Origin of the sequence: Flavobacterium psychrophilum DSM 3660 = ATCC 49418, from assembly GCF_002217405.1 — a bacterium.
Classification (GTDB): Bacteria; Bacteroidota; Bacteroidia; order Flavobacteriales; family Flavobacteriaceae; genus Flavobacterium; species Flavobacterium psychrophilum.
On record NZ_MUHE01000018.1, the window covers coordinates 9476 to 23344 of the forward strand.

At 31.2% G+C, this 13869-nt stretch carries 17 protein-coding genes; 8 read left to right on the forward strand and 9 right to left on the reverse strand.

The genetic code is table 11. The features are described 5' to 3' along the window. Window positions 1–10 precede the first annotated feature (10 nt). The 9 genes from B0A57_RS05310 to xrtF form a co-directional block, all read right to left on the reverse strand. Window positions 11–703, reverse strand: coding sequence for a DedA family protein (locus B0A57_RS05310; RefSeq protein ID WP_011964128.1), 693 nt, complete (start codon window positions 701–703; stop codon window positions 11–13). 85 nt (window positions 704–788) lie between these two features. Further along, window positions 789–1424: a carbonate dehydratase gene (gene can / locus B0A57_RS05315; protein WP_011964129.1), complete on the reverse strand. Its 636-nt coding sequence runs from the start codon at window positions 1422–1424 to the stop codon at window positions 789–791. Between the two features lie 22 nt (window positions 1425–1446). Next, window positions 1447–3048: a SulP family inorganic anion transporter gene (locus B0A57_RS05320; RefSeq protein WP_034098803.1), complete on the reverse strand. Its 1602-nt coding sequence runs from the start codon at window positions 3046–3048 to the stop codon at window positions 1447–1449. Between the two features lie 64 nt (window positions 3049–3112). Continuing rightward, on the reverse strand, window positions 3113–3403 hold the full coding sequence (locus B0A57_RS05325) for a hypothetical protein (RefSeq protein WP_011964131.1): 291 nt from the start codon (window positions 3401–3403) through the stop codon (window positions 3113–3115). A gap of 90 nt (window positions 3404–3493) precedes the next feature. Next, a complete protein-coding gene (locus B0A57_RS05330) occupies window positions 3494–3835 on the reverse strand; it encodes a heavy-metal-associated domain-containing protein (RefSeq protein WP_034098806.1) in 342 nt (113 codons plus the stop codon). Between the two features lie 39 nt (window positions 3836–3874). Beyond that, window positions 3875–5881, reverse strand: a complete 2007-nt coding sequence (locus B0A57_RS05335; RefSeq protein WP_034098808.1) for a TonB-dependent receptor plug domain-containing protein — start codon at window positions 5879–5881, stop codon at window positions 3875–3877. 52 nt (window positions 5882–5933) lie between these two features. Beyond that, entirely contained in the window at window positions 5934–6335 is a 402-nt protein-coding gene (locus B0A57_RS12315) for an HYC_CC_PP family protein (protein WP_034098811.1), read from the reverse strand. A 53-nt stretch (window positions 6336–6388) separates the two neighbouring features. Next, window positions 6389–6829: an exosortase F system-associated membrane protein gene (locus tag B0A57_RS05345; RefSeq protein ID WP_034098813.1), complete on the reverse strand. Its 441-nt coding sequence runs from the start codon at window positions 6827–6829 to the stop codon at window positions 6389–6391. Beyond that, complete coding sequence (gene xrtF, locus B0A57_RS05350; protein ID WP_034098815.1) at window positions 6807–7346, reverse strand: exosortase family protein XrtF; 540 nt, start codon at window positions 7344–7346, stop codon at window positions 6807–6809. The genes B0A57_RS05345 and xrtF overlap by 23 nt, the downstream gene beginning before the upstream one ends. A 73-nt stretch (window positions 7347–7419) precedes the next feature. Here xrtF and B0A57_RS05355 point away from each other — a divergent pair, with 73 nt between their 5' ends. The 8 genes from B0A57_RS05355 (at window position 7420) to B0A57_RS05390 (ending at window position 13864) form a co-directional block, all read left to right on the forward strand. Then, window positions 7420–7875 (forward strand): GAF domain-containing protein, encoded by a 456-nt coding sequence (locus B0A57_RS05355; protein WP_011964137.1) that lies wholly within the window; start codon window positions 7420–7422, stop codon window positions 7873–7875. A 139-nt stretch (window positions 7876–8014) separates the two neighbouring features. Continuing rightward, window positions 8015–8305 carry a TIGR03643 family protein gene (locus tag B0A57_RS05360; RefSeq protein ID WP_011964138.1) on the forward strand — a complete coding sequence of 97 codons (291 nt, stop codon included), beginning with the start codon at window positions 8015–8017 and terminating at the stop codon, window positions 8303–8305. A gap of 20 nt (window positions 8306–8325) precedes the next feature. Beyond that, window positions 8326–8745, forward strand: coding sequence for a DUF2452 domain-containing protein (locus B0A57_RS05365; RefSeq protein WP_011964139.1), 420 nt, complete (start codon window positions 8326–8328; stop codon window positions 8743–8745). Window positions 8746–8785: 40 nt separating this feature from the next. Further along, entirely contained in the window at window positions 8786–9415 is a 630-nt protein-coding gene (locus B0A57_RS05370; protein WP_011964140.1) for a flavin reductase family protein, read from the forward strand. Window positions 9416–9426: 11 nt separating this feature from the next. Next, entirely contained in the window at window positions 9427–10935 is a 1509-nt protein-coding gene (locus B0A57_RS05375) for a cryptochrome/deoxyribodipyrimidine photo-lyase family protein (protein WP_034098817.1), read from the forward strand. Further along, window positions 10901–11038, forward strand: a complete 138-nt coding sequence (locus B0A57_RS05380; RefSeq protein WP_071948513.1) for a DUF2256 domain-containing protein — start codon at window positions 10901–10903, stop codon at window positions 11036–11038. Before B0A57_RS05375 ends, B0A57_RS05380 begins: the two co-directional genes overlap by 35 nt. 1 nt (window position 11039) lies before the next feature. Further along, on the forward strand, window positions 11040–12575 hold the full coding sequence (locus tag B0A57_RS05385) for a cryptochrome/photolyase family protein (protein ID WP_034098833.1): 1536 nt from the start codon (window positions 11040–11042) through the stop codon (window positions 12573–12575). Then, window positions 12572–13864: a DASH family cryptochrome gene (locus B0A57_RS05390; RefSeq protein ID WP_034098819.1), complete on the forward strand. Its 1293-nt coding sequence runs from the start codon at window positions 12572–12574 to the stop codon at window positions 13862–13864. Before B0A57_RS05385 ends, B0A57_RS05390 begins: the two co-directional genes overlap by 4 nt. The last annotated feature ends 5 nt before the right edge of the window (window positions 13865–13869 follow it).

Below are 13869 nucleotides of genomic sequence, written 5' to 3' on the forward strand. Positions count from 1 at the left end.
GCTTTTTTTATTAATCATTATCGCCATCATCTAAATGAACTGACTTTTTTAGCAACTTAAATAAAACAGGAAAAGTTGTTATTACGATAATTAAAATAACAATATACTCGATATAATGTTTTAAATTGATATGAAATTCCTCTAAAAATATCTGGTACAAATAATGACCAGAAAAAATCATACCAAATGCCCACAAAATAGAGCCTAGAATATTAAAAAACATAAAACTCTTTTTATTCATGCCCACAATTCCGGCAATAACTGGTGTAAATGTTCTTACAATAGGCATAAATCTTGCAAATACAATAGCTTTGCTTCCGTACTTATCAAAAAAGGCTTTTGCGTCTAATAAATATTTCTTTTTAAACAAAAAATTATCTTTACGATTGTATAAATAGGTTCCGCTTTTTGCCCCAAACCAGTAACCAAACATGTTTCCTATGATACCCATTATAGCAACTAAAGAGGCTAAAAATGTAACATTTAGAAAATCGTTCCCTACTGAGATTTGTTGCGTTAATGTTTTGCTATAAATTCCAGAGAGAAACAACAAACTGTCGCCTGGCAGAAAAAAACCTGCTAACAATCCTGTTTCTGCAAAAACGATAAATAAGACTACGATTAAGCCTATTTTAATACCATTAAATTCTAATAAAATATAAAATTCTGGGTTAAAAAGTTGTTTCCAATCAAAATTATTCATGCAGTAAATATAAATGTTTTTTATTAAAAAAAGCGAATGTAGCACAATTAGCACATTCGCCCTATTTTAAATTATTAATCTTTTATTAAATATTAAGCTGATATACTTCGGGTAAATCTTGATTTGAAGAATAATTTACTTCTAAATCTGTTACATATCCTGAATTTAATCCGTAAACCCAACCATGCAAAGTAAGTTCCTGCCCGCTTTTCCAAGCGCTTTGCACAATCGATGTTTTAGCTAAATCTGAGACTTGCTCTTTTACATTAATTTCGACAAATTTATTAAAACGTTTGCCTTCATCATGAATATCATTTAGTTCTTTTTTATTTAAACGATAAACATCTTTAATATGTCGAATCCAATTGTCGATAATTCCGTAAGACTCATTTGTCATTGCGGCTTTCACTCCTCCGCAACCGTAATGCCCGCATACAATAACGTGCTTTACTTTCAATACATTAACCGCATAATCTAACACGCTCAACATATTCATATCACTATGAATGATCATATTGGCAATATTTCTGTGTACAAAAACCTCTCCTGGTTTTGCACCAATAATTTCGTTTGCAGGAACACGACTGTCCGAACAACCAATCCATAATAATGGCGGGCTTTGTCCTTGCGATAAGTCTTTGAAATAATTTTCATCGATAGACAATTGACTTTCTACCCATTCTTTATTGTTTTCTAATATTTTTTTATAAAAATCACTCATTTTTATTTATTTTTTTTAATTATTATACTGGTTTATGCTCTACAAAAACGTGTTTTTCTTCTTCGCCAGTATTTACTAAATCGTATGCTTTTTTGAAGCCTACTAATTTTACATTAATATTATCTTCTATCGATTTTATTTTTTCAAATTCTTGTATCAAATCTAATACATCATGAGCAATATACACAGTATCTGAGGCATTAATTATCACTTTCGAATTTTCAGGAATAGAAGCCAACGTTAATTTAATTGCTGCTTTATTCAGAAAGGATACTTCTTGAGCCAAATCAATATGAATGGTATCGCCATCTAAAAGAGTTTCTTTTCTAAAAATATAAGCCCTTTGCATATTTCCTTTCAAAATAAAAATAATACTGATAATAACTCCCAATGCTACACCTTTTAACAAATCTGTAAAAACAACCGCTAACAAGGTACATATAAAAGGAATAAATTGGTACTTTCCTTTTTCGAAAAAGTGCTTGATAATTTTTGGATTAGCCAATTTATAACCCACCAATAGTAGGATTGCTGCCAATGTAGCCAACGGTATTTTATTTAACAAAAACGGAATTGCCAAAGCACTCACTAATAATAATACCCCGTGAATTATGGCCGCCATTTTAGACTGTGCTCCAGCATTAGAATTTGCAGAAGTCCTCACAACCACCGAAGTCATGGGCAATCCTCCTAATAAAGCACTAATAACATTACCAATTCCTTGGGCTTTTAGCTCTACATTGGTATCAGTATAGCGTTTATGAATATCCATACGATCTGCCGCTTCAATACAAAGCAAAGTTTCGATAGATGCTACGATAGTAATAGTGAATGCAACAACCCAAACTTGCTTGTTGGCAATGGCAGAAAAATCAGGTGTTATAATGATGTTTTTAAACTCATCAAAAGTAGTAGGTACGGGCAACGAAACTAAATGTTTGCTAGTAATAGCCAATGAGCTTCCTGAACGAATAAATAATTCGTTGATAAAAACCCCTACAATAACGGCAATTAAAGCAGCGGGAACCAATTTTAGCTTTTTGAGAAAAGTTACTTTATCCCACAAAATTAAAATGGCTAAGGAAACAATTGTAATAATTACTGAACCCAAATTAATGTTTTCAACAACTAACATAATTTCGGAAAATGTGTTTTTCCCATCGGATTGCAGAAAAGACAAATCGCCTAAAAAATCCTTATCTAAACCAAAAGCATGCGGAATTTGCTTTAGAAAAATAATAATTCCTATTCCAGCAAGCATTCCTTCGATAACATTTGTTGGAAAATAGTTAGAGATACTTCCGGCCTTAATATAGCCCAAAATAAGTTGTAAAATTCCCGCAATAAAAGCAGCAAGGAGAAATACCCTAAAATCGCCTAAAGCGGTAATAGCGGTGAGTACAATAGCTGTTAATCCTGCTGCTGGACCAGAGACACTTAGATGTGATTTACTTAAATAACCCACAACAATTCCTCCTATTACTCCCGAAATTATTCCTGAAAACAATGGTGCACCCGATGCTAAAGCAATACCTAAGCATAACGGCAATGCGACCAAAAAAACCACTAATCCGGCAGGAAAATCCGAATTGAGGTTGGCAAAAAGATTTGTTTTTTTTGTCATATACCTTTAAATTTAAAACAATATTTTACCACAAACAACCTGTTTGTGGGTTCATTTTTATGCTTTAAACTTGTTTAGGCGGTAACAGAAAGATAGTAGCATCTGCCATGTATTTTTTTAACAAATAGTAGTCATGAACTTTTTTCTTCGGAACCTCATCAAAAACAGGCAATAATTTGTAGCTATCTACCACAAAAACGGCTTTTATTTCTTTAACATCTTTCGAACAATCTTCTTCCTCAGTTATATTTAAAGTAATTTTGCTCTCATTTCGAGCATTAACCACACATATTATTATGGTTGAAAACTGAAATAAAATAAAAACTGCTAAAATTATTCTGGTAAAAAATTTCATAGTGCGAATTTATAAAATTAAAAATAAATAATTTACATATTAACATTAATTTAAAAAACCTTGACTTTTACATCAAGGTTTTTAGTATCATTAACGTTCGTATTTGCAACAAGTATGCAAATTATCATAATCATTAATATTTGCCTTTACAGCTTCGGTATCGTGACCAACTTTTGCAATAGCTTTTTCTACATTAACAACAGTATTTTTTTCTTCGTTCAGAATGAATTTTAACCGATGTGTTTCGATACTCCAACTTGCTTGTTTTACTCCAGAAACACTTAAAGCCGCTTTTTGAATTCGTTTCTGACATTGTTCGCAATTGCCATTTACTTCAATCGTATATTGGGCATTTTTATTCTTTTTCACTTCTTGTGCATTCATAGAAAGTCCGAGAAAAGAAACCATTAATATTAAAATTATATTTTTCATTGTTATTTATTTAATTGTTATTGACATTGATATTGAAACCTATTTAACCTTAAATCGCAAACCTGCATAATACATTTGCCCAAAAACTGGAGCATATACAATACTACTATCAAAACTGGTACCAAAAGGATTTTCTGCCCCTAAAATAGTTCTTTTTTGAGTATAATTACCTATATTCTCGCCTCCAAGATACATTTCGAATTTTGAAGAAAAAGTTCTTGTAATTTGCGCATTCATAAGAGAATAAGATTTAGAAAAATCAGATAATCTGTCTTGAATAGGATTTGATGCCGTGTTTGGCAATTGTTGTTTTCCTATCCAGTTGAAAGTGTAATCAAATTTCCATTGCTGTCCTTTTTCTTTAATATGTGTTTCAAATTCTAAGTTCCCAAAGAAACGTTGCTGTGCTTGCAATGGTCGTTGAAAATTGCCCGAATTATAATTGGTTTTATTGTCGTAAAATTTATACGATGTTCTCAAATTTAGATGCTTTATAATTTCTAAATTAAATTCGAATTGCAAACTGTTGGCAAACGATTTTCCTTTCAAGTTATAAAAATCGACTTGTTGTGCGCTTTGAAATAAATCGACCACAACTTGATTCTGAAAATCAGTTCTATAAAAATCGACAGAAACATCAGCACTTTTTGCGAAAATTTTAAATTTCTGCAAAAAACCAGCACCATAATTCCATGCAATTTCAGGATTTAATCCGTAAATTTTTCCCGAAGATTCTAGGATATTAAAACTTCTAGAACTTCCAAAAAGTTGCTGGTTTTCGGCAAAAATATTAGCAGAACGTTTTCCTCTTCCGGCCGAAAATCGCAATACGCCTCCTTCCCAAGGATTATATCTGGCATGAAGTCGTGGTGTTACAAAAAATTCGAGTCGGTTCTGGTAATCTAATCTTCCACCTAAAATAATACTAAAATTTTCAGTATTATCATACGTATATTCGAAAAAAGCACCGAGCGAATAGTCTTTTCTACTATAATCTTTTGTGTTTACAAATTCCTTATATTCATCGGAAGTAAAATTTAATCCTGCCGAAAATTTATGCAACGTATTGCTAATTATCGAATTAAAAATCAGGTTCGAATAAAAACTATTTTGTTTGATATTGTATTGCACCAAACCAAAATAAGATTCTTGATTATGCGAATTGTAAGCGTTTTGAAAACCAATGCTTTGGTAGGGCATTTCTGGCCAAACATATCCTATTTTTGATGAAAAATCGAACCGATTTGTGTTTATTTCCGAACCCCAAGAATTGGTCGTTAATTTATCCGTATTTGGATTGAAATTGACTTGACCTGTTTGTTTTTTGTCGTTCATATATCTGAAATTCAAAAAACTAACCCAACCTTTGTTTGCATTTGTATATTGCCAACGATTCAGAATATTTATCTGATTTCCCAACGGATTGTCTAGAAAACCATCGTTATTCATATCATTTTTAGACAATCGATTGTTTCCGTGAATAAATAAACTAGTTGCCCATTTGTCGGATATTTTTTTATTTAAATGAGTGTTTATTTCCATTCTAGCATCGGAAGAACCATATACATTTAAGAAAAATGGGATGTCTTTTGCGGGTTTTATCAACTCGGTATTTATTTGTCCCGAAATGCTTTCGTACCCATTAATTACGCTTCCTGCTCCTTTTGTGATCTGAATACTTTCTACCCAAGTTCCTGGCGTAAAGGACAATCCGTAAGCTTGCGAAGCACCACGAACAGAGGGGATATTTTCTTCGGTAATTAATAAATACGGACTTGTAAGTCCCAACATTTTTATTTGCTTGGTACCTGTTAGAGCATCGGAAAAATTAACATCGATTGATGGGTTTGTCTCGAAACTTTCGGCAAGATTACAACACGCTGCCTTTAGCAATTCTTGACCAGACAAAACAGTTGTATTTGTAGTTTTTAGTAATGATTTTTGTAGTTTTTTTCTTCCCATTTGTACCCTTACAGTTTGCAAAGTATCTTGTGCAAAAGCAGGAAATGAGAGTAAAACAACAAAAAATAAGATTATATTTTTCATTGTAAATTATTTTAATGTTTAAAATTCGATTAATTCGAGTTAAACAAAAAAATTAGGCATAAAAAAGGAGTTGGCAGTGCCGCATAAAAATGGGCGGAGCATTTGCATTGCAAATATAAGATGTTATTTTGCATTTTTTGAAAACAGGTTTTTTGCTAAAAACAACAGGTTTCCAATCTTGGAATATAAAAGGAGTGTCAAAATGAAATGAGACAATTTTTACAATCGAATTGTCCGATTTTTTATCAAATTTAAATACTTTATCGTTGCAACAATTTGATTTTTTTTTAGCAATTCCACAACAATCATCTTCAGCGTTTTTATTGAAAAATGGATTTTTTAAAGTAACCGAAGCGATTTCATCTCCACAATAATGCACATTAAAAGCCAAGCCAACATTGGAAACCAATAGTAGCATAGCTAATAAAATACTGATGTGTTTTCTAATTTTCACGTTGTAAAGTTAACTAATTAACTTAAAGACAAAAGCCAATGATTTGTTATTTTTTATTCTGATTTTTTCTGAAAATAAAATGCTGGAATAAACAGTAAAATAAAAATAGGCTGAATAATAAACCGTCTGATATAAAAAAGTATCGTTTTTTGACTTTCATCGAAAAAATTTAAAACAATATAAAAACCAATCATCAATAAAACCAAAAATAAAATATATAAAACAGATGAAATTTTAATCAAACTTAAATCTTTAAAAACAACATACAAAAGAGCCAATGAGATTGTTGCATTAATAAAATATCTAAAAATCAAACTTAAAAAAAACTTAAAAGATTCTATTTCTGGATAATTTGAAGCGTTTTCGTCTTTAAAATATTTTAAAAACGGATCATAAAACAAATCATTTTCGAAAATACGAACCAACGCTAATGATCCAACTAGAAAAACAAATTGAATGATTTTAAGTTTATTATTTAGGAGTTTTTGTAGCATATTTCGAAAATTTATTAACCCAAATTACCCACAAAATAAATACTGCACCGTATATTATTAAAGGAAAAACTACGCCGTGCAAAATGTGTTCTTGTGCAGGATAATAATACAACAGAAAGGTTAAAATCATGATTCTAAATATATTTAGACCATAAATAAACAAACTCCCTGATAAAATAAAAAGTACCGTTTGTTTTAGTTTACCCGAAAAAGCAATTACAAACGAAGTGAATAAAATAATAACGCTAATGGCATTGCAACCTTCAATAATTTTAGCAGTAATCCTATTATTATAAACAAGATTATAATGGGTATCATTGGAAACAATCGATAAATTTAAGCCTACTAAATTTGATAATTTTTCTGTTAATACAGAAACGTTTTCAGTTATTGCATCAATAGAATTATTAAAACTACTTAAATAAAACTGATATATAAAAGTAAACGCCAAATAAGTGAAGAAAAATTTTCCTAGAAAAAGCAAAAAAGGTTTGTGTTGAAGAAAATATTTTTTCAAAATTAGAATTTTTAACAAATTTATATAAAATTTAGAACTAGCTTTAAATACTTTTGTATAAAAATTAGAAAATATGACTTTCGAAGCATTAAAACCAAAAGTAACAGAAATTACGACAAACGTAGCCTTTTCTCGAGACGAAAAATTATTGAAAGTTTGCCAATTGCTAGAAGCAAACATCACATATTATACTTGGGTTGGCTTTTACTTTGCCAATCACGAAACAAAAACGTTGCATCTTGGCCCTTATGTTGGGGCAGAAACAGACCACACGGTAATTCCGTTTGGCAAAGGAATTTGCGGACAAGTAGCAGTATCTAACGAGAATTTTGTTGTACCAGATGTTGCCGCTCAGGATAATTATATTGCTTGTAGCTTTACCGTAAAATCGGAAATTGTAGTTCCGTTATTTGTTAACGAAAAAAATATTGGTCAAATAGATATCGATTCTAATGTTTTAGATCCTTTTACTAGTGCTGATGAAGAATTTTTAGAATTTGTAAACAAACAAGTTGCTGTGCTTTTTTAATCACATAAATACATTATCCTAAAAAATCTGCTAATTTTAATTAATGAGCAGATTTTTTTATTTCTAATACTTGATAGCGTTTTTAAATAATTTTACTTAATTTTGTTTAACTTATCTTTAATTAAATTAAACAAAAAAAATGTCTGTATCTCAAAAAATAGAATTAGACGACATGGCCATCGATAGAATTATTGAAATGGCTTGGGAAGATAGAACTCCTTTTGATGCTATAAAATTTCAATTTGGCTTAGCCGAAGCCGATGTAAAAGCTTTAATGAAAAAAGAAATGAAATTTTCTAGTTACAAACTTTGGCGAAAGCGTGTAGAAAACTGCAAAACTAAGCATCTTGCCAAACGCATTGAAGGAATTAACAGATTCAAGTGCAAGCTTCAAAGAGCTATTTCTAATAACAAAATAGCCAAACGCTAATAAAATATTTAAGCTAAAAAATGAAAAAAGAGAAACCAGATAATGTCGTTTTTTCGGAAGAAAAAGGATATAACGCTAGCCTGCTGCCTTATGCTACGAGTGTTGGTGCGCCAGTAATTAAAACAGATGATGTTGTGGCCTGGAAAATTAGAGGCATACACAATGTAAATAAAGAATTCGAAAACAAGTTTAACGAACTCAAACAGCAATACCAAAAATTAATGCTAGAATATGAATGGAATGAAATGGTATATAATGCTAAATTCTCTTTCGAACCGGTTATTGGCGAAATTTATCATTTGTACACAGGCCATGACGGAATAAATTTTTTATCCTTAATTTCTCCACAAGAATGGAACAAAGAACATATTGCAACTTTCAAACTAAATAGCGACAAAAAGTGGCTAATATTAAATGAGAAAGACGATTCATTTTCTTAGAACAATACCAGCATTAACCATTATACAATATTAAAACAAAATGCAAAAACACATTTCTTCGACAGAAATAATGAACATGGAAAAACAAGAACGTGTTCATTTTATAAATAGTTTAGGCGGTTTTAAAAGTGTTTCGCTAATAGGAACTACAAATAATGACAGACAAACTAATTTAGCTGTTTTCAGTTCTATTTTCCACATTGGGGCCAACCCTGCATTAATTGCGGTGGTTTTTCGTCCAAGTCCTCCAGATCGGGATACACTAAAAAATATTCTAGAAACGGGTTTTTACACTATAAACCATATTAACGAAAAGATTTACAAACAAGCGCATCAAACATCGGCTAGATACGATGCTAATATTTCAGAATTTGATGCCACGGGATTACAACCAGAGTATAAAAATAATTTTAAAGCACCTTTTGTAAAAGAAAGCAACATACAACTAGGTGTAGAGTTTAGAGAAAAAATAGCCCTTACCATAAATAATACGATCATGATTATTGGCGAAATTAAAGATGTGTATTTTCCAGAAAATTGCCTGCTCAAAGATGGCTTTTTAGACCTCGAAAAAGCAAATACCATAACCTGTTCCGGATTAGATAGTTACCATAAAACCATCAGATTAAACCGATTAAGTTATGCTAAACCAGACAAAGAAATTACTTAAATTCTTTAAAATTGGAAAAAAAAGTTGTCAATATTGTTTGGTTTAAACGAGACTTACGTTTTACAGATAACGAAGCACTATTTCATGCGCATCATTCTGGTTTGCCTTTACTGCTGATTTATGTTTTTGAGCCGTCTGTTATGAATTATGATGATTCTGATGTACGCCATTGGCGATTTGTTTACGAATCATTGTTAGATATGCAATTAAAACTAGACCTAGTTGCTTCAAAAATTTATTTTTTTCATAATGAATCGAAAATAATATTTTCAGAATTAATAAAAATTTTTAATGTACAAACTATTTTTTCACATCAAGAAATTGGCAATAAAATCACATTCGATAGAGATATTGAAATGCAAGCATTTTTTAATAAAAATAATATTATTTGGAAAGAGTTTCAACTGCACGGTGTGATTAGAAAATTAAAATCACGACAAAATTGGGACAAAAAATGGGAAGATGTAATGCGTGCTTCGCCAAGAATAATAGATTTGAAAGATTTAAAAATTGAAATATTAAGTGATTCTTTTTACCAAGAATTTAAAGGAGAAATTTTAAATCCTGAAATTACCACTCACAACAAAAACTTCCAGCAAGGCGGAGAAAATTTTGCTTGGCGGTATTTAGATAGTTTTGTAAAAAAACGGTATGTTAATTATAGCAAGCACATATCAAAACCATTACTAAGTAGAAAAGGTTGCAGCAGATTGTCACCTTATTTAACCTACGGAAATATTAGCATGCGAGCCATTTATCAATATACAAATCAACATTATGAAACATCTAAAAACAAACGAGCGATTCTAAATTTTGTGTCGCGATTGCATTGGCATTGCCATTTTATGCAAAAATTTGAAGACGAATGCACCATGGAATTTGAAAATGCAAATCGTGCGTATGACGTTTTAATAAAACCCAAAAACGAGACCTATATAAAAGCTTGGCAAGAAGGCAAAACAGGTGTTCCAATTGTTGATGCTTGCATGCGATGTTTAGTAACAACAGGGTATATTAATTTTAGAATGCGCGCCATGGTAGTTTCTTTTTTTACGTTTAATTTATGGCAGGATTGGCGAGAGCTACATTTTTTAGCTCGTCAATTTCTAGATTACGAACCAGGAATACACTATCCGCAAATTCAAATGCAATCAGGTACAACAGGAATTAACACAATACGAATATACAACCCTATAAAAAACTCCGAAGAACACGACCCAGAAGGCATTTTTATAAAACAATGGTTGCCAGAATTAGCCGAAATCCCACTTTCGTTGCTACATGAACCCTGGAAAATGAACGATATGGAACAACAATTTTACAATTGCAAAATAGGAGAAGATTATCCTACACTCATTGTAAATATTGACCAGACCAGAAAATACGCTAGCGATATCGTATGGAGTTTTCGCAAAAAAGACGAAGTGAAAGTAGAAGGAAAACGAATTTTACAAAAGCATGTAACAAATCCTAATAAACCAAAAAATGAGAGGCATAAAAAAACAAAACCTACCCAATAAAATTTGTTTGGTTTGCAATAAACCTTTCGCATGGCGCAAAAAATGGGAAAAGGTTTGGGACGAAGTAAAATATTGTAGTGATAAATGCAGAAGCAACAAATAAAATGTTAAAAACTTTACGATTAATTCTCGGCGATCAATTAAATATAAATCATTCTTGGTTTCAAACTAACGATGATTCGATTACTTATGTCATAATGGAAATTCGTTCTGAAACCGATTATGCCACACATCATATTCAAAAAATAGCTGGTTTTTTTTCCGCTATGCGAAATTTTGCTTCCGAATTAAAAGAGAAAAAACACAACAGCATTTATTTCCATTTAAACGACACTAATAATTTACAAGCCTTTGACAAAAACCTACAACAACTTATTAATAAAGAACACTATACCCATTTCGAATACCAATTACCAGATGAATATCGTTTAGATGAATTGCTAAAAAACTTTTGTCAAACACTTTCTATTTCAACTTCTGTAGCAGATTCAGAACATTTTATGAGCACTCGAGAAGAATTAGGCAATTTTTTTGATGGTAAAAAAACATTTTTGATGGAAAGTTTCTATCACATGATGCGAAAAAAACACAATGTTTTAATGCAAGGTAACAAACCATTAACAGGAAAATGGAATTATGACGGCGAAAACAGAAAAAAATTACCCAAAAACCATAAACCAACATCGCCATTAGGTTTTAACAATGATGTTTCAGAAATTGTGGCTGAAATTCATAAAACCAATATCAAAACTATTGGAAATATTGACGCAAAAAACTTTGTTTGGCCTACCACCAGAACACAATCTTTAAAATTATTAGACTTTTTTGTTACAGAATGTTTAACTCTTTTCGGAAGTTATCAAGATGCAATGACACCCAACCAATGGTCACTTTATCATTCCAGAATTTCTTTTTCGATGAATGTAAAATTAATTTCTCCGCTAGAAGTCATCAATAGAGCCATTCAAGAATGGGAAAGTCGACCTGACCAAATTGCATACAATCAATTAGAAGGATTCGTGAGACAAATAATTGGCTGGCGAGAATACATGAGAGGCATATATTGGAACAAAATGCCACAATATGCCACAATGAATTATTTTGAGAATCAAAATAAATTACCCCAATGGTTTTGGACAGGAAAAACAAAAATGAATTGCCTAAAAGACACCATAAATCAATCCTTAAATTTTGCCTACGCACATCATATTCAACGATTGATGATTACAGGAAATTTTGCACTTTTAGCTGGAGTAAATCCTGATGAAGTAGATGCTTGGTATTTGGGAATTTATATTGATGCTATACAATGGGTCGAAATCACCAATACAAGAGGCATGAGTCAGTTTGCCGATGGCGGAATTGTAGGTACAAAACCGTATGTGAGTGCTGCTTCATACATAGACAAAATGAGTCATTATTGTGGAAGCTGTTTCTATAAAAAATCGATAAAAACTGGCGATAAAGCCTGCCCTTTCAATAGTTTGTATTGGAATTTTTATGATAAAAACCAAGACAAACTAAGCAAAAACCCTCGAATTGGAATGATGTACAATATGTGGCAAAAAATGAAACCTGATGACAAAGTAGCGTTGTTACAACAAGCCGATTATTATTTAAAAAATATTAATAAATTATGATTAAGACAGCCATAGTTTGGTTTAAAACCGATTTACGAGTAGAAGATAACGAAACAATTATTAAAGCCATTTTGCAAAGCGAACAAATAATTCCTGTGTACTGTTTTGATGATTCGCATTTCGAAACCACCAAATATGGCTTCAAAAAAACAGGGAGTTTTAGAGCACAATTTTTGTTAGAATCCTTACAAGATTTAGATAAAAATTTAAGAGCAATTGGTTCTGGATTAGTAATTACAAAAGGAAAACCAGAAATTGAAATTCCGAAAATTGCAAAAGAATATAAAGCACAAAAAGTTTTTAGCAAACGAGAAGTTTCTTTTGAAGAAAAGAAAACCGAAAAAATGGTTCAAAACGAATTATTCAAATTGCGATGTGAGCTCGAAACTTTTAGCACTAGCACCTTATATCATGCAGAAGACTTACCTTTTTCTATCAGAAACATTCCAGATGTCTTTACTAATTTTAGAAAAAAAACAGAACAAGATGCTACAATTAGAACTGTTTTCAAAAAACCAGAAAAGATAAATTCACCCAAAATTACAACTTTAAGTTTGCCAACATTAGAAGATTTAGGTTTAAAATGCAAAACAATAGATTCTCGCGCTGCAATACAATTTAAAGGAGGCGAAACCGAAGCAATAAATAGATTAAATTATTATTTTTTTCAGACCAATAGCATATCTAATTATAAAAAAACTCGAAACGGAATGGTTGGCGAAAATTATTCCTCTAAATTTTCTCCTTGGTTGGCTCTGGGTTGTATTTCGCCAAGATTTATTTATAATGAAATTAAAAAATACGAATTGCAATTTGGCGCAAATGATTCTAGTTACTGGTTAATTTTCGAATTACTTTGGAGAGATTTCTTCCGTTTTATGTTCAAAAAATACCAAACGAAATTTTTCATATATTTGGGAATAAAAACAGAAAAAGGCAATTCAAAATCACTAAATGATAAATTATTTTCTCAATGGATAAATGGCAAAACTAAATCTGATTTTATTAATGCCAATATGCTCGAATTGAAACTAACAGGATTTATGAGCAATCGAGGAAGGCAAAATGTAGCCAGCTATTTTTGTAATGAATTAAATATGGATTGGCGATTAGGTGCTGCCTATTTTGAAGAACAACTAATAGATTATGACGTTTGCAGCAATTGGGGAAACTGGGCATATTTAGCTGGAGTTGGTAATGATCCCCGTGGACATCGTTATTTTAACATAGAAAAACAAGCCAGTGATTATGATAAAAACAAGGAGTTTAGAGAATTATGGCTAAAATAAATTAA

What these genes read in the sequence shown, in the direction of transcription:
- B0A57_RS05310 (WP_011964128.1), bottom strand. Translation starts at nt 703, where the DNA reads ATGAATAATTTTGATTGGAAACAACTTTTTAACCCAGAATTTTATATT.
- can (WP_011964129.1), bottom strand. Translation starts at nt 1,424, where the DNA reads ATGAGTGATTTTTATAAAAAAATATTAGAAAACAATAAAGAATGGGTA.
- B0A57_RS05320 (WP_034098803.1), bottom strand. Translation starts at nt 3,048, where the DNA reads ATGACAAAAAAAACAAATCTTTTTGCCAACCTCAATTCGGATTTTCCT.
- B0A57_RS05325 (WP_011964131.1), bottom strand. Translation starts at nt 3,403, where the DNA reads ATGAAATTTTTTACCAGAATAATTTTAGCAGTTTTTATTTTATTTCAG.
- B0A57_RS05330 (WP_034098806.1), bottom strand. Translation starts at nt 3,835, where the DNA reads ATGAAAAATATAATTTTAATATTAATGGTTTCTTTTCTCGGACTTTCT.
- B0A57_RS05335 (WP_034098808.1), bottom strand. Translation starts at nt 5,881, where the DNA reads ATGAAAAATATAATCTTATTTTTTGTTGTTTTACTCTCATTTCCTGCT.
- B0A57_RS05345 (WP_034098813.1), bottom strand. Translation starts at nt 6,829, where the DNA reads ATGCTACAAAAACTCCTAAATAATAAACTTAAAATCATTCAATTTGTT.
- B0A57_RS05355 (WP_011964137.1), top strand. Translation starts at nt 7,420, where the DNA reads ATGACTTTCGAAGCATTAAAACCAAAAGTAACAGAAATTACGACAAAC.
- B0A57_RS05360 (WP_011964138.1), top strand. Translation starts at nt 8,015, where the DNA reads ATGTCTGTATCTCAAAAAATAGAATTAGACGACATGGCCATCGATAGA.
- B0A57_RS05365 (WP_011964139.1), top strand. Translation starts at nt 8,326, where the DNA reads ATGAAAAAAGAGAAACCAGATAATGTCGTTTTTTCGGAAGAAAAAGGA.
- B0A57_RS05370 (WP_011964140.1), top strand. Translation starts at nt 8,786, where the DNA reads ATGCAAAAACACATTTCTTCGACAGAAATAATGAACATGGAAAAACAA.
- B0A57_RS05380 (WP_071948513.1), top strand. Translation starts at nt 10,901, where the DNA reads ATGAGAGGCATAAAAAAACAAAACCTACCCAATAAAATTTGTTTGGTT.
- B0A57_RS05385 (WP_034098833.1), top strand. Translation starts at nt 11,040, where the DNA reads ATGTTAAAAACTTTACGATTAATTCTCGGCGATCAATTAAATATAAAT.
- B0A57_RS05390 (WP_034098819.1), top strand. Translation starts at nt 12,572, where the DNA reads ATGATTAAGACAGCCATAGTTTGGTTTAAAACCGATTTACGAGTAGAA.